The organism is Sphingomonas insulae (assembly GCF_010450875.1).
In the GTDB taxonomy this organism is placed as follows: domain Bacteria; phylum Pseudomonadota; class Alphaproteobacteria; order Sphingomonadales; family Sphingomonadaceae; genus Sphingomonas; species Sphingomonas insulae.
Genome location: NZ_CP048422.1, coordinates 1,821,727 through 1,838,072 on the forward strand (window position 1 = coordinate 1,821,727; position 16,346 = coordinate 1,838,072).

Here is a 16,346-nt window from a genome sequence, read left to right on the forward strand (position 1 = left end):
GTCGGCCTTCAATTCTCCCAGCTTGCCAACGTGCAAACGGTAGGGTTGGGAATGTATCTCGCTTTGACAGCAGTTCAAGCGATTTCAGGGGGCGGAATCGCGGGGCTTCGACGACGACACGGCGCTCTGAGGAGGGCCGTAAACAAGGCGAAAATGACAAACGAATATACCGAGATCGCCCGTATTGATGGCTCAATATCCATCGTGGAGATCGGTGTTCAAGCGTTCAGTCGCTCGCTTTTAGTTATGACCACGACTCTTTTCATCATAGCCATGGCTTATTTCATATTTTGTACGATTTATCAAACTGCGGACGCCCACAGAGACGGGCTTATATTCATTATCGGTTTCTACGCTGTTCTGCCGGTTGCCATCTTTCTGGTGTCAACTGCGTTGATCGCCAAGCGCTGGAAGCAGGTGAGCGGACCGCTTGCCAATGCGGAAAGACGTTTCCGCTCCAGCTTTCGCCCGTAGGTAATGACACGCAGTGGCGTCTTTTGGTGCGTCTGCTGGTACAGACCGCAGTTTTCTAAAAAACCAGCTCCAACTGGTACTTGCGGTCAATTTTTTCGGTTTGCGGGGCAGTTTTGTGCGGTAGCTTTAGTTGACCGTCTCGCGCTTCGCTCGGGGTTCCTCGTCCGCCTTTGTTCAGTCTCGCCCGCAAGCTCGCACTCCCGTGCTCGACATTAGCGGATCGTCAGCTTTCTGGCGAAGTAGCTGATCCCCCAGCTTTCCCGAACCAGCGGTCGGCACGCTTTGCCGCAGCCTTGTCTTTCGGAAGTCGACCGATCCATCGGGTAAGATCGCGGCGCAGCGCCTTCAGATCAGTCGGCTTTGCGGGCGCACCCTGCACCTTTACGGCAATGTGATAGGCCGGGCTGGGTAGGTCCGCGGCGTCGTCGAACACAATTGTTAGGCTGCATTGCGTAGCGGCCGCGTCCGTCGGCTCGCCATAGGCCTTCATGCATTCCACGAAGTCACCCGACCGCGTCACTGACGGCGAATAGCCGTGCTTTGCCTTTCTGTTCGCAATGTCCATGCGGGTCGCGAGCGATCGGCCGGCGACAAGATTTTTCCTGAGCTTGATGTTGGGCGGCACGCGCGCCGGTTAGGTTGTCAGCGATCGATACGGAGCCTGATCAGATCGCGCCTTTCAGATCAATGGGTCCCGATCTATAGCTATTTCTCAGCATAAGACAGTGGGTTGCACGATAGGGGGCGCATTGCTTGCCATGAGACGATCTATTTTTTATCTGACGTCGCTTGGACTCAAAGAATCTTTTCGCCTGGTGTTATCGAGGTAAACATAGTCATGCATACTGACCTTCATGTCTGACATTGCCAAGTTGAAATCTTGGTTTTGCAATGAGATACTACCGCTCGAGTCGTCGTTGACGCATTATATCTCACGCAATTGGCGGTCGCAGGATGATGTCGTTGATATCAGGCAGGATGTCTATGAGGCGGTACTTGCGGGCGCCAGGAACGGATTGCCGGTAAATTGTGCGGGCTATGTTTTTACAATCGCTCGAAATATCTTGATAAACAGAGCGAAGAGAGGGCGAGTCGTACGATTTGAGCAGTTGCACGACATCGATGTGGTGGACAGGAATGTCGATCTGCTGGCGTCCGATCGCCACATCGACGCCCGGGACGCGTTACGGCGCGCGCATGACGGGCTCTCTGCCCTGCCACCGCGCTGCCGGGAGGTCGTACGACTTCGCAAGGTCGAAGGCTTGTCGACGCGTGAAACAGCGGACCGTATGGGAATTGGCCTCGATACCGTCGAGCGTCAGCTCGTTCTCGGCCTTCGGGCGATGACGGACGCTATGCTGGGAGGCAATGGCCGGATCAGACGTGGCCCATCGACGAAAGCAAGAAAAGAGAAGGCAAGATGACCGCCGAACGTCGCTCCGCGGTCGACCTCGAAGACGACGCGGCACTATGGCTGATCCGGCGGGAAGAGGCCGAATGGAACAAGGAAGACGACGCCAGGCTGGAAGCGTGGCTCGATCAATCCGTTTCCCATCAAGCGGCCTTCTGGCGACTTGAGCATGGCTGGCGGGCGGCCGACAGGATCGGAGCACTTGGCAAAGCCGGTACAGGGGTTCGCCAGCGTCGCCGGCCGTCGCCGCATTGGCGTAAAACGCTCTTCCGCGTGCCTCGTGCCGCGATCTCCGCCGGTATCGTCGCCTCGCTTTCACTGGCGGTCGGGACGGTTTGGTGGCGCGAGCCGGGGACATCATCGGGAAAGGCGGATACGGGCGACTATCGAACCCCACAGGGTGGACGCCGGTCCCTGACACTGGCGGATGGCAGCCATGTGGACCTCAACACAGCGACCAGGTTGCGCCATCCGGCGGGCGGGCCGCTTCGCGAGGTATGGCTGGATGAAGGCGAGGCCTTCTTCGATATCGTGCATGATCCCAGACGCCCGTTCGTCGTCCATGCCGGCCCGCGGACGATCACAGTCCTGGGTACCCGCTTTTCCGTCCGGCACGACGGGGCAAGGGTAACCGTGGTCGTACTGTCAGGACGAGTAAGTGTCCGCGATACGAAGCCTCTTAAGCCAAACGCTGGCGGGATCGTCATGACCGCCGGGGATGTCGCGGTCACGCAACCTGGCCGGGCTATCGTGTCGGTGGACAGGGGTGCGCAGACAGAAGCCCTCACCGCGTGGCGGGACGGCAGGGTCGTATTCGACGACACAACGCTCGGCGATGCCGTCGCCGAATTCAACCGCTACAGCAGTCTGCCGATGAGGATCGAGGATCCCGCAATCGCTCGCCTGAAGATCGGTGGTTCCTTCCGCACGGACGAGGGTCCTGCCTTCGTCGCATTGCTGCATCGCGCATATGGCGTTCGGGTCAGCCGTACCGGCGACGCCGTGATACTGGGGCGCTGAGCCGCGAGGTAACCATCAGACGACGACGACCGGACAGATCCGAACCGCGAATTTCAGCGCGTACGTTACGGGTTTGCCGGTGTCGATTGTCATTCCTCGTGAGCGCTCGGTTTCGAATGGTGGTTGATCCACCTGGGATCGATGCTCCGGACGGACATGGGTGTTACAGCCGGCAAGGCTCCAGCGCTCCCGACCGATTGGTACACACCGCTCCGGAGACGTCTCGCCATGCGTTTACGCCACGTTCTGCTGACCTGCGCTGCACTGCCTCTTGTCATAGCGTGTCCGTTGGCGGCGCAGCCGGTCGATAAGCCGGATGCGAAAGCGACAAATGCCGAGATCGTCACGGCCAGAGCCGACGTTCGCCGCCTGATCGATCAGGTCGACATACCATATCAAAGCTTCACCCTGCCCAACGGACTGCGGGTGCTGGTTCACCATGACAGCAGCGCTCCGACGGTCCTCGTCAGTGTATCCTATGATGTCGGGTCAAAGCATGAGCCGGCAGGTCGCAGCGGCTTCGCCCATCTGTTCGAACACCTGATGTTCAACGGCTCTGAGAATGTGCCGGGAGACTATCTCAAGCCGCTCATGGATGTCGGTGCCACGGTGAATGGTTCGACGAGCGCGGATCGCACGAATTATTATGAGCTTGTTCCTACGGCAGCCTTGGACCGAGCCTTGTTCATGGAAAGCGACAGGATGGGGCACCTGCTGGCGGCCCTGGACCAGAAGACGCTGAACGAGCAGCGTGGCGTCGTCCAGAACGAGAAGCGCAACGGTGATGCAGTGCCCACGAGCGTCATCGACGACAAGACGCGGGCCGCACTTTATCCCGCCACGCATCCTTATGGGCATTCGACCATCGGATCGATGAAGGACCTCGATGCCGCCGACCTGGCCGACGTGCGAAGCTGGTTCAAGGCACATTATGCCCCGAACAACGCGCTGGTGGTCCTTGCCGGGGATGTCGATCTGGCGACGGCCCGTCGGTTGATGACCAAATATTTCAGCGGCATTCCGGCTGGCCCGCGCAACGTCCGACCGGACGCCGGGCCGGTGTCGCTGACGCACAGCATCAAGGAAATCGTCACAGCGCCCGTTACCAGCCCGATCATCGTGCGAGACTGGCCTGTACCGGGAGCGCAGGACCATGATGGCTTGGTTCTGGACGCGGTGATGGAGGCACTGGGCGGCGGCGAGGACGACGTGCTGACCCGTCATCTCGTCCGCGAACAGAAGCTGTTCGAGTATGTTCGGGTCAACAACTCGTCCAGCGCTCAGGCCGGCGAATTCGCGATCACGGGCGCGGTGCGAGCCGGAGTGGATCCCTCTCTTGCCGCAGCGGCCCTGGATCGTGAAATCGCGGCGTTCCTGCAAGCCAAGCCGACCGCAGAGACGATTGCGCGCTTCGTGGCGCGATATGCCTATGGTTTCGCGCGGTCGCTCGAGAACGTGGCCAAGCGCGGGTCGACGCTGGCCGAAAGTGCGATGGTGCAGGGGGACCCGGATGCGTACAAGAAAAGTATGCGCGTCTACGCCGCCCAAACGCCGGACACGGTGATGGCGGCCGCTCGCAAGTGGCTCGATCGACCACGCTACGAATTGACCGTGATGCCTGGAGCGCGCGTGATCGCCAGAGGGGATGACGGGATCGACGGATCGGCACCTGCGCCTGCCGTCAAGACGGAGAGCGAGCCGGTCATAAGTCCATCCTCCGCCGCGGGGCGGCGCATGGTGCCACTTCCTGCGGTCGCGCCCCCTGGTGACGCGCGCTTTCCGAAGATTGAACACGCCCGCCTGAGCAACGGCATACCAGTCCTTTATGCCCGTGGTCCTTCAAATCCTTTCACATCGGTGTCGTTGAATCTGAGAGGCGGTGGCATCGACGAGCCGATCGAGCGGATCGGCGCGATGGATTTCATGTATTCGTTGTTGGGCAAGGGCTTTGGCGGTCACGACGAAGACTGGATCAACAAGCGCAAGGAGTTGACAGGCTTATCGCTTTATTCTGCGTTAGGATTGGAATCCGGCTTCGTCGGGGTGACCGCACCGGACGTCAGCCTGGATGATGGTCTCGTCATGGTGCGCGACATGGTGACGGCACCAAGCTTCTCTGCCGAGACGCTCGAACGCATGAAGCGCGAGACGATCGACAGGATGGCGCGCATAAGGCTCGATCCGGTAACGCTGATAACCGAGGTTATGAACCCGCTGGCCGATGCGGCTTCACCCTACAACCCCCTCGTGATGTACGGCAGCGCGGCGCGGATCCGCAGCATCGATAAAGCCGGCGTGACCGCATCGTTCAAGCGCTGGATCAGGCCGGAACACGCCAGCGTCATCGTCGTATCCGACAAGAGCCTGGCGGAGCTGATGCCGCTCCTGGAGCGGACGATCGGCAGCTGGAGGGTTTCAGCCAAGCCGGACACCGGATCGCCGATCATTCATCACCCGGCCCCCGGCGCGCCGGGAATCGTACTCATAGATCTGCCGGGCGCGGTCCAGGCGAACATCCAGGGGCGCCAGCTCGTCCCGATCGGCGATGCGAAGCCTGCACCGGCGCTGGATCTTGCCAGCTCGGTCTTCGGCAGCAGCTTCACGTCGCGGATCAACATGAACCTGCGCGAAGACAAGCATTGGACCTATGGTTCCTATGCCGGTTTCCTGCGGCGGCGCTACGGATCGCAATATTCCGTCGATGCCAGCGTACAACAGGACAAGGCTGGCGCCGCCATCGCAGAGGTGATGAAAGAGATAAGAGGGATCACGGGCGATCGACCGATAACGCCGGAGGAATTCGCCGGCGCAAAAGCAGCCGCTCTCGGGGAAGCCGCTTCGCGCTTTTCCAGCCGTGACGCGATCGTCGGGGCACTCGACGATGTCCGCAAGTACGGCCGTCCCGATGACTATCCGGCTCAGACCAGCTCGCGCTATCGCGCCGTTACGCTCGATGAGAGCAATGCAGCCATCCGTGCGCAATTGTCGCCGGATCGATGGGTTTGGGCGATTGTCGGCAATGCGGCCATCATTCGCCCGCAGCTCGACGCCCTGGGGCTGCCCGTCACCGTCGTGAAGGCTGCCGACGTTCTGCCGCCGCTCTGATACTTGCCGCCGGGGCGCGGCCATCCGTCAGTCCGGCTGCTACGGACATCGGATGGCCGGGGATCGATTCCGGAACCTGGCGACCTCTGATTAAATCGCCACAAAACGATAATAGATGTTACGGATTCGTGATGCTCGATTGTCCCTGAATGGAGAGGCGGCTTTGGGGAAAGCCGCGGGGGGAGAAACAGGCATGTCCTTAGGTCAACTGAAAAGCGGTATCGTCCTGGCAGGTATCTCGCTGCTCGCACTGTCCGTGCCGGCATATGCAAAAAGCCCTTCCCAGTCGGGCGATGCCACCAAGCGGTATTTCGAGATACCTGCCGGTCCGTTGGATGCCGCGTTGAAGACATGGTCCCGACTGACGAAGCGGTCGGTCCTTTTCCAATCGGCAGAGATCGCCGACAAGCGCACCTCAGGTGCGAAGGGCGCGATGACTCCCGACGAGGCGCTCGATGCGATACTCGCACGGACCGGCTTTGGCAGGATCAACGAGGCGGCCGGCGCTGTTGCGATCGTCGCGCAGCAGGTGGAGGCTGATGGTGGCAACGCCACGCCCGACATTCTCGTTACCGGCAAAGCGGCTTGGTCGCTGAACACCGGCATCGCCCGCACGCAAGACGACAGCCAACCATTCATCGTGCTCACCCGCGAGGAAATCCAGCGCAGCGGAGCCCCCAATCTCGAAACGTTCCTGCGCGATCGTCTGAACGTCAACACCTCTCCCGTCGTCAGCCAGCAAGCGCGCGGCGGCACCAGCGGTACCGCCGCGACACGAGGGCTCAGCGCGATCAACCTGCGCGGTCTCGGCACGCGCGATACGCTGATCCTCGTCGATGGCCGCCGTCAACCAGGGGTCAACATCGGCGACGGCAACCTCACCCAGCCATCGATCACCGGTATACCCCTCGCTTCGATCGAGCGCATCGAGGTACTCGCCTCGTCGGCGTCGGGCATTTACGGCAGCGGCGCGTCGGGGGGAGCGATCAATATCGTCCTGAAGCGCGATTTCACCGGCGGCGAGATTTCGACGTCGTACAGCGATACGACCGATTTCGCCCAGGGCGAGACTCAGACCGACATAACCTACGGCTTTCCATTGGAAGGAGGCAGGACAAAGGTGTCGCTGACCGGCAGCTGGCAGAAAGCTCGCCCCTTATACTATGGGGATCGCGCAAATCTGGCCACACGGACGATCGCCAAGATCCGCGAAAATGACGCCAGCTACTTCGAAGGCGCGTACGTCAGCATACCCTCCGGTGGGCAAGTCAATTACAAGACGTTTTTGGATACCCTGACGCTGAAGCCCGAATATGGCGGGGGTACGATGCCCTCGACCTACGGTACGGTGCCGGCAGGATATCGCGGGCTCTTAGCCGATGGTGTCGCCCCCCTCGCTGCGGCGAACGGACGGTACAATTACGACCTCAACGGGGGATACAGCAACCTGGGGCGGCGAAGCCCACTTCTATATGGGTCCGAACGATACAATGCGTCAGTCAGTGTCCGGCGAGAATTCAACGACCGCCTGACCGGATATCTGGGGGTGACCTGGGCGCGAACGCTATCGTCCAACAGGGTATCGCGCGGGCCTGAATTCATCGAGCTGTCATCGGAAGCGCCCCAAAATCCATTCCAGCAAAGTATCCAGTTAATTCTGCCGGGCGTCGCGTTGGGAAGCGAGGTTCACAATCGGCAGACCAGTTCGACCTTGGTTGGTGGCGTCATCGCGAAACTCCCGTGGGACTGGCAGGCTGCACTCGATGTCTCCTATGCGAGAAGCCGCTTCGTGGGTGACGTGCAACCCTCGCAGATCAGTCAGGCGACGGAAGACCAGCTTGTTTCGGGGACGCAGAACGTCTTGCGTGATCTGACCCTGCAACCGCTCAGCCTGAGTTACGACGACCTCCCATTCTTCACGGCCGCGACGCCGGGCACCTCCTCGACATTCGCCCCTTCGCTAAGAATTGCGGGTCCGCTTCCGCTAAGGCTGCCGGGCGGGAAGACGCAAATGACGCTCAACGTCGAATATAGCGACCAGCGCAACGGCGGCGTAATCACAGCGTCCAACCGGATGACGCGATCCATCCTGAGCTATGCGGCTCCCGCCAGTCAGCGGACCTGGTCGGCTTACGGTGAGATCGCGTTGCCGATCATCAGCGATGCCCATAAGATCGCGCTATTCCGCCAGTTGGAGTTGCGCCTTTCCGCCAGGGCGGAATGGTATCGCGGCAACGGAGCGGATCCTTACAATTGCGCCATCACGTTCGGCCCCTTGCCGGCCGACAATCCGCTCGGCAACTGTCCGCCCGCCGGCGCCGTTGTCAGCCGCAGCATCACGCGCAACTCGCATATCGATCCCAGCATCAGCTTTCGCTGGACGCCGTTCAAGCCGCTGGTGATACGCGGGTCCTATACGACCGGCTACCTGCCCCCGACGTTGACGCAGTTGGTGAAAGTCCGGCCGGAGTTCATCAGGATCAATTTTGCCGACCGCGCACGCGGAGGCGAAAAGATCGGTTCCCCGGGAACTTTCGGCAACCAGATCCCCGGTTTCATCGGCGGCAATCCCGATGTCCGCCCCGAATCCTCCCGCACGTTTTCTGCGGGAGCGATCTTTACCCCTGGTCTGGTGCCGGGATTGCGAGTGTCCGCCGACTGGACACGTATCAAAAAGCGTGATGTATATTTCAATCCGCTGCAACTTCTGGCTTTCTCGGCGAATAGCCAGCAAGCGATCGAGGACCTGCTTGCATCGAACCCGAACCGTGTGAAACGCGGGCCGGCATCGGGTGGTTTTTCGGTCGGACCGATAACCGAACTCGACCTGTCGCTTGTCAATCTTTTGGGCATCTCGACAGACGCGATCGATTTCGTGGTCGATTACGATGCCCCCCTTTCGGGCGGCAATCTCACCGTCACGTCGCGCGCGACGTTCGTGAAATCGCTTGAGGTCATGACCTTCCCGGGCGTTCCCGCAACGGACTACGCCGGCGTGGTACCCACCAATTTCGCGATCGCCACGGGATCGAACGGATCCCTGCGTTGGCGGGGGAGTGCCGCCATCAACTGGAGCAAGGACGCACTGAACCTTGGATGGCAAATCCGTTACATCGACCGTTACGCTATCGATGAAACGAAAACTGTCGTGCCGGCACTCGGGTCCGCGTATGTGAGGAGCCAGATCTACCACGATGTCAGTGCAAGCTACCAGCTTCTCGACGGGCTTACAGCGCGAATCGGGGTCAACAACATCTTCAACAAGCGCCCGCCTCTCGACGTTACCGCGGACCCCTTGTTCTACAGCGCCTACGGCGACCCGCGCCTGCGATCGTTCTATTTGCGTCTGCAGAAAACGTTCTGAGCAGGGTTTGGGGTCAATCCGTTTCAAGCAGATCGGATTAAGCTCAGGACCCATCTGAAGGCAGGCAGGGGTGAGGTGGGGATCTTTTGTCTCGCGGCGGAGCAGGCGTAGATGATCCACCCCGCTTCAGCTCTCGGATGGGTAAATGTGCCGGATCAAGTCATATGTTCCACGTCGCATGTCATCGGGGTGGAGATGTATCGCGTCGCCATGACCTCTCTCGCTTCTCGCCCGGGCCGGGTCGACGAGGCGATCGAAGTGGCCAATCCCGACCGTGACTGCCGGGCCCGGCTCGTGTCTCTTTATGGTCGGAAGTTGATCCTCGGCGACGGAGCGATCGAAGCGTTCGTAAACCGTTCGGAGGGTGGAAGCGCAGCCTTCGTCAAGGAAATGGTGCGGCGCTTGACCCAGGCCGCGCTCACCGCCGGGCGCGGCAATCGCGTCGAGGATGGCGACGTCGACACCATCATGGATCAGGCCATGTCGACCGCGCCGCTCGGGCGCCGGATCGTAGGCCTTCCCGATTGCCCGAGAGCGGGCAGGCAGGCACCACCTTTCGACGCATGCGGCTAGGACCTCTGATAGTCGAGCTAGGGCGGCGACGGCACCAGTCGGCCACGACCGTGACGGGATGAGGTGGACGGCACCGGCGCCAGCGCCACGGCGCGATGATGTGGTCATCGAGCCACGTCCGCCGGTATCGCTTCTCGACATACCGAGCGGCGCGGCGGACGTATCTCGCTACCGCTCGGCTACGCGGTGTCGCCGACCGGCATATCCGCCGCGCCAAAGAAGGCTGCCTGAAGGGGGAGGGCCGCGGCACCGACTGCGGCGGCGTCGGATGCGAGGGTGCTCGCGACGATCCTGGCGGCGGGGCGCCGAAAGCCGCGCCGTTCGGGATTGGTGAGCGCGATGCGCCGGACTATGCGTTCGGACAGCGCGACTGGCAGCCGGCCTCCCAACACGATCAGGGCCGGGTCGATCGTCGCGGAGATCGCGGACGCGACGAGGTCGAGCGACGGCATGATCGCATCCAGCCAGGCATCGACCGCAGGATGCGCCGGATCGAAGTCGGTCAGCATGACGTGGATGTTCGGATAGTCGACGCCGCTGGCGGCAAAGCCGGCCCGCAAGCCCTCCAGATTGGGCTGGGGCCAGCCGGTGGGGAGGATGGCGGCGAATTCTCCGGCGTTGCCGTGGCGCCCGCGCAACGGATGTCCGTTCGATATGACGCCGCCGCCGAATCCGGCCGAAAAGTAGAGATAGGCGAAATCGCGCGCCTGCCGGCCATGCCCCAGCATCGCCTCGCCCACCGCGGCGACGTTGCCGTCATTGTCGATCCAGACCTTGTGACCGAAGGCATCCGCCAACAGGGTATCGAGCGGCAACAGGGCCCAGGCATCGAGCAGGCGGGGCGGATTGAGCCGCGCGCCATCGCCGATGAAATAGCCGGTGACGCCGACCCCGATCCCCACCAGCGCGGCGCGATCCCATCCCGTCGCGGTGATCGCCGCATCGATCATCCGCCGCATCTGCGCAGAGGCTGGCAGGATGGCGGGATCGGCCAGCGGCTCGCTATGGGCCGCGGCGATCGTGCCTGCGAAATCCAGCAGCACCATCGACACCGCATCGGTCATCACCGACATGCCGACCGAGAAGGCGGCACTGCCGACCAGGGACAGCCTGGTACTGGGCTTGCCGGGGCCGGACACGACCGGCGCGCTTTCGCGCAGCAAACCGCGCGCGAGCAGCGGTTCGATCAGGCGGGTGATCGAATGCGGAGCGAGGCCGGTCAGCCGGGCTAGGTCCGCCCGGCTGGCGGCGCCGTTGCGTGAAAGGAGGTCGAGCAGCACGCGTTCGTTCGCGGTCGCCGTACGCCGTCCGTCCTCGCGCAGGAAACGCGGCGGGTAGGTGCCTGCGGTGATACCGGTCATGGCGGTGACAAGCCGGGAGCACCGCGCAAAGTCAACCTCGCTCGCGCGATCGGCGCGGCGAGGATGGATGCCCCCGCGATCACCGGCGCGAACCTGCCGAAGGCCGCGGACGGGACCGACGAGACACCGGGAACGCCGCCTTTACGTGCAAGGCCGGATATGCCCGGTGGGAACGTCGGGGCCATGGCGAACATCCCATAGCCGGCAGCCCGTATGCCCGCCATGCCCGCCGCCGGTTCAGCGGACCCAGCGAACCTTGTAGAGGTGCATCGCATCCACCGGCACGCGGACCGGATCGCTGCCGTCGGCCCGGGCGATAGTAAAGCCCTTCGCCCACCAGCTTTCCTCCGCCTGCACCCAGGCGAGATGCCTGCCCATATCCACCGACTTGACCCGCAGCTTCGGATTGAGCGCGGTGAAGGGTATGAAGCTGCCGTTGCGGGGATCGAAGGTCCAGACCCCGTCGTCGGTCGTCACCAAATAACGGCCATCGGGGCGTATCGACAGGTCGTGGCCGTCGCGGCGACCGGGAAGCGTCCAGCGTGCGGCCTCGATCGGCGAGGGCGCTCCACGCGTGCCACGAATGCGATACGCCTGGATGAGGTCGTGGGACAGCACGAACAACTGCCGGCGGGCATCGTCCCACACCGCACCATGGCCGGACGGCAACGGGCGGGTGGCCAGCGGCGTCTCGCTGCTGATCCGGTCGTAGAGTTCGAGGCGGTTGCCGTCGGCGTGGAGCGACAGTGCCACGGCGATACGACCGTTCGGAAGGACGCTCGCCGAATGCGCCATCGGTGCGGTCGCGCGGAACCTGACCTTGCCGGTCGCCCGTTCGATGAGCACGACACCGCCCGTCGATGCGGTGACGAGGATCGCCCTGCCGCCGTCGACCGGCTTGCAATCGTCGATGTGGGCGAGCAGCCGCCGCCGATAGTCCTCCGGAAGGTCGGGTGCGGCGGCGGCATTCCACCGCCAGGTCTCCACGGCCCGTGCACCGTCCGTCACCGGCGCCTCGATCCGGTATTCGCGCACCTGGTCGTCACCGCACGCGTACAGTCGCTCCGCAGCATCGTCGGACGTCGCCGTCGTCGTGAAGAGCAGCGCCATCGCCAGTCCCAGCATCGTCGTTTCCCATCGTTCTGCCCGTTCCGGACTTTTCCTACTCGACCGTCACTAGTTTGTCACCTATAGTTATTAAAGAGGGTGCGGTTCGACGATGGTCGACCAAAAGGGGGCTTGCCATGAAGACCGTTACGATCCTGCGCGGCGTGTTGCTGCTGTCCACGGCATGGCCCGGCGCCGTGCAGGCGCAGCAGGCCGCTCCGGCGGGTTCGACCGGGCCAGCGGACGGGACGGAGGATATCGTCGTCACCGGTGCGCGGTTGCAGGCGGTGCGCGAGATCGAGGCGAAACGGCAGATTGCGGTCATCTCCGACAGCATCAGCGCGGACGAGATCGGCACGCTGCCCGACTTCGGCCTGGGTGAGGCATTGCAGCGGGTGCCCGGCGTTTCGACCGTCCAGAACAACGGTCGCGGCGAGGCGCAATTCCTGTCGATCCGTGGCCTCAACGCCGACTATAACCTCGTCTAGATCGACGGTGTGACGCTGCCCGCCAACGAGATCGGACGCCGCAACGTCTCGCTCGACGTCATCCCCTCGTCGCTCGCGTCCCGTGTCGAGGTGTACAAGTCGGTCACCGCCGCGATGAACGGCAATGCGATCGGCGGTATCGCCAACCTGCGGACGCGCAGCGCCTTCGACGGTGGAGGCAAACCGTTCGTCGGGGGGCGCTTCGACATCGGCCAGTGGCAGTTCGGGCGGACCCGCGGCAATCGCGCCCCCTCGGGGCAGGCGGAACTGGTCGCCTCGACCACCTTCGGGCCCGACCGCAAGTTCGGCGCCGTCGTGTCGGGCAGCTATTTTCGCCGCGATTCCGCATCGCTGAACTCGGCAATCGACAATTACCTGTATTTTGAACCCACTGCGGCCACGCGATTGCTGTCTCCCGCCAGCGACGTGTCCAACGCCTTCGCAGCGCCCGATCGGCGGCGCTGGCTGCACTATGACAACGTCCGCCAGCGCGATGGTGTCTTCGGGAAGCTGGAATTCGACGATCACGCGATGTTCAAGGCGGCGATCACCCTTGCCGATTTCCGCCATCTCAACGATGAGGAGCGTCAGTCGAACATCGTCATCGCCAACACCGCAGTCACGACGGCGACCAACCGATACACCAATTTCAATGGCGTCACGGCAACCGGCGGCAACGTCGCCAATGCGAATGCGCAGGTCGATCTGGTCAATTACCAGCAGACCCGCCGGATGCGGTACGCCGATTTCCACGGTGAGCTGACACCCGGCGATACCGTTCGGGCCGACATCGGCCTCAATTACGCCGTGGCGACCTATCGCCAGGATGCACGACTGGCGACCTATCGCATCGCCAACACGCCCAACCTCGCCTATCGGTACGGCTATGCGCCGGGCGGGTTCGCCTATTTCGACTTCACCAATGCCGCATATGTCGCCAACCCCGCCAATTATCGCCAGTTCGAATATGGCACCAACAGCGACGACAATCGCGAAGAGGCGTTGACCGCACGTGCCAATCTGGCGGTGAACATGGAGCCGGACAATCGCGGCTTCGGCGTGGCGACCGGCGCCTATGCGCGTTTCCTCGACCGGCGGTACGACTTTCAGGTCGACAATTATCGCAATACCAATGCATCGACGCTGCTGCTGGCCCCGGTCATCGCGCGCGAACGGTACGCGCCGTACAACGGCCGCGGCCAGGCACTGCTGCTCGTCGACCCGGCCGCCGCCCGTGATGCGTTCGCCGCCAATCCCACGAGTTTCGCGGCGAACACCGGCAATGCCGCGAGCAGTCTACAATCCGATTACAGCCTGAGCGAGGATGTCGTCGCCGCCTATGCCATGGCGCGCTACGCCAGCGATCGCGTGCGACTTTCGGCGGGCGTCCGGTTCGAGGACACGGCGCTTGCCACCGGCTCCAACCGGCTGCGCAGCGGGACGTATATCTTCGGCCAACAGCGGCAGCATTATCGCGACTTGCTGCCCTCGGCACAGGCCGACTGGGATATCGGCGAACGGCTAAGGCTGCGCGCCGCCTTCAGCCGCACGCTCGGCCGCCCCAATTACGACGACCTCGCCGCGCGCGAGACCGTCAACATCGGCGTCACCGCCAACAATCCCGATGGCGGCGTCTCGATCGTCAGCGGCAATCCCGATCTGCGCCCGCGTCGCTCGGACAATTACGACCTCAGCCTTGAATATTACGTCGATCGCGACATCCTGTTCTCGGCCGGTGCGTTCCGCAAGGACATCACCGACGAGATCATCACCACGCGTAATCAGGCGACCGAGGTGTTCGAAGGTGCATCGCAGCTCGTCACGCGAATCCGGCCGGTCAACGCCAGCGGGTCGCGCGTGCTTGGGATCGAGCTGAATGCGGTCGTCGCCCGGATGCGCTTCCTGCCCGGCCCGCTCGCAGGCTTCGGGCTATCGGCCAATCTGACGTTGCTCGATCCGACGCCGCCGCAGGTGACGCTGTCGGACGGCATCACCCGCCGTCGCATGTCCGGCCTGTTCGAGAGCGCGAACACCGTGGCCAACGTCAAGCTGTTCTACACCATCGGACCGGTGACCGCGCAGGGGGCATGGAACCACCTGTCGCCGATCCTGTATTCGGTGTCGACGAGCGATCCGCTGCAGGACCGGCGCTACGTCGCCAGCGACCTGTTCGACGCGCAGTTGCGGCTGAAGCTCGATCGCCACTGGACCATCGTCGCGCAAGCCAAGAACCTGACCAACTTCCGCCCGCAACGCGTGTTTGGTCCGGGCTTCGGGTTGCTTCGCGAAGAGATCGACAATGGTCGATCCTTCTATGTCGGTGCGCTCGTTCGCTACTGAGCGACGATATGACCGCGATCGTCGGGGCCGCCCCGGCGATGCGGTCCCGAACGCTCCAGCATCTTGGCCTGGCGCCGGCGCTCGGGCACGATCCGCGTCGTTGCGGACGGGCGGGCTAGGCCCAGGCGCGCATGTTGACCTGGACCCGTTGCGCATCGGCGTCGGCTTCGGCGCGCTGGATCAGTTCCAGCCGGGTCGCCTCGAGGAGGTCGTCGACCACCCGGCTGAGGTGCGCGCGCATCGCCGCGCGCGCTGCCTTGCTGTCGTGGGCCGCCAGAGCCGCAACGATGGCGCGATGTTCGTCTACTCGCGGCGCGACGCCGTTGCGGCGGGCGGCCGCGAACATATGGACACATAAGGGCGAGCTTTCGCGCAGGTCCCACAAGGTTTCGACCATCGACCGGATCACGCTGTTCCCGGTCGCGCCGGCGATCAGCAGATGGAACGTGCGATCGACGTCGACCTTCTCGCGCTGCTCCGTCTCATGCGCCATCGTGGCCAGCAACCCGGTCAGTTGCGCGAGCGTGTCCGTGTCGATCGCGGTCGCGGCCAGCGCGGCCGCTTCCCCCTCGATGGCCAGGCGCGCCTCGACCAGTTCGAAGGCACCGACATCGAGATCGCCGAACTGCCGGTTCGCCGCCGGAGCCTGCATCACGTAGATCCCCGACTTATGCCGGGCCTCCACGATTCCGCGCATCTCGAGCGCGATCATCGCTTCCCGGATGGTCGGCCGGCTGACCTTGAACTGCTCGGCGAGGTCGCGCTCGCCCGGTAGCCGGTCACCGATGGCGTGCGATCCGTTCGCGATCCGTGCCGCCAGCGCCTCGGCGACCTGCTGATAGAGTTTGCGGTGCGTCCCGGCCATGCGGCGCTTGTCATGCAGGTGGCAACGGGAGGCAAGCCTCAGTTTGGACCAGGCCTTACCACGTGATGCTTTTGTCTTGCACTGGCCTGACAAGAGGCACATTGTGATCCAATAAAATGATATGTGGGATCGGGGATGGCGGTGAGGCTAGCGTGGGGGTGGAGGGCGACTGACGATCGCCATTACGGCCACCGCATTCAGGGCAACGCACAAGCCGTAGCAGTGCTTGATGCGCTAT

The 16,346-nt window shown here is 62.9% G+C and carries 12 protein-coding genes; 8 read left to right on the plus strand and 4 right to left on the minus strand.

Going from position 1 to position 16,346, the window contains the following annotated elements:
- Positions 1-51: 51 nt before the first annotated feature.
- Positions 52-474, plus strand: coding sequence for a hypothetical protein (locus GTH33_RS10220; protein WP_163958313.1), 423 nt, complete (start codon positions 52-54; stop codon positions 472-474).
- Positions 475-697: 223 nt separating this feature from the next.
- Here GTH33_RS10220 and GTH33_RS10225 read toward each other — a convergent pair whose 3' ends face one another.
- Positions 698-1,099 (minus strand): hypothetical protein, encoded by a 402-nt coding sequence (locus tag GTH33_RS10225; RefSeq protein ID WP_163958314.1) that lies wholly within the window; start codon positions 1,097-1,099, stop codon positions 698-700.
- Between the two features lie 229 nt (positions 1,100-1,328).
- Here GTH33_RS10225 and GTH33_RS10230 point away from each other — a divergent pair, with 229 nt between their 5' ends.
- The 5 genes from GTH33_RS10230 (at position 1,329) to GTH33_RS10250 (ending at position 9,947) form a co-directional block, all read left to right on the plus strand.
- Positions 1,329-1,898 (plus strand): RNA polymerase sigma factor, encoded by a 570-nt coding sequence (locus GTH33_RS10230; protein ID WP_208404054.1) that lies wholly within the window; start codon positions 1,329-1,331, stop codon positions 1,896-1,898.
- Entirely contained in the window at positions 1,895-2,905 is a 1,011-nt protein-coding gene (locus GTH33_RS10235) for a FecR family protein (RefSeq protein ID WP_163958315.1), read from the plus strand. The genes GTH33_RS10230 and GTH33_RS10235 overlap by 4 nt, the downstream gene beginning before the upstream one ends.
- A gap of 288 nt (positions 2,906-3,193) precedes the next feature.
- Entirely contained in the window at positions 3,194-6,010 is a 2,817-nt protein-coding gene (locus tag GTH33_RS10240) for a M16 family metallopeptidase (RefSeq protein WP_163958316.1), read from the plus strand.
- Between the two features lie 193 nt (positions 6,011-6,203).
- Positions 6,204-9,374 carry a TonB-dependent receptor gene (locus GTH33_RS10245; RefSeq protein ID WP_163958317.1) on the plus strand — a complete coding sequence of 1,057 codons (3,171 nt, stop codon included), beginning with the start codon at positions 6,204-6,206 and terminating at the stop codon, positions 9,372-9,374.
- Between the two features lie 111 nt (positions 9,375-9,485).
- Positions 9,486-9,947, plus strand: a complete 462-nt coding sequence (locus tag GTH33_RS10250) for an ATP-binding protein (protein ID WP_163958318.1) — start codon at positions 9,486-9,488, stop codon at positions 9,945-9,947.
- Between the two features lie 179 nt (positions 9,948-10,126).
- On the opposite strand, the gene GTH33_RS10255 is transcribed toward GTH33_RS10250, so the two are convergent.
- Positions 10,127-11,308, minus strand: coding sequence for an ROK family transcriptional regulator (locus tag GTH33_RS10255; protein WP_163958319.1), 1,182 nt, complete (start codon positions 11,306-11,308; stop codon positions 10,127-10,129).
- Between the two features lie 237 nt (positions 11,309-11,545).
- Positions 11,546-12,433, minus strand: coding sequence for a DUF6528 family protein (locus GTH33_RS10260; protein WP_243848293.1), 888 nt, complete (start codon positions 12,431-12,433; stop codon positions 11,546-11,548).
- 119 nt (positions 12,434-12,552) lie between these two features.
- Between GTH33_RS10260 and GTH33_RS10265 the strand changes: the two genes are divergently transcribed.
- Positions 12,553-12,903: a TonB-dependent receptor plug domain-containing protein gene (locus GTH33_RS10265; RefSeq protein WP_163958320.1), complete on the plus strand. Its 351-nt coding sequence runs from the start codon at positions 12,553-12,555 to the stop codon at positions 12,901-12,903.
- Positions 12,904-12,912: 9 nt separating this feature from the next.
- A complete protein-coding gene (locus tag GTH33_RS10270) occupies positions 12,913-15,243 on the plus strand; it encodes a TonB-dependent receptor (RefSeq protein ID WP_163958321.1) in 2,331 nt (776 codons plus the stop codon).
- A gap of 115 nt (positions 15,244-15,358) precedes the next feature.
- Here GTH33_RS10270 and GTH33_RS10275 read toward each other — a convergent pair whose 3' ends face one another.
- Positions 15,359-16,201 carry a FadR/GntR family transcriptional regulator gene (locus GTH33_RS10275; protein WP_243848294.1) on the minus strand — a complete coding sequence of 281 codons (843 nt, stop codon included), beginning with the start codon at positions 16,199-16,201 and terminating at the stop codon, positions 15,359-15,361.
- Between the last annotated feature and the right edge of the window lie 145 nt (positions 16,202-16,346).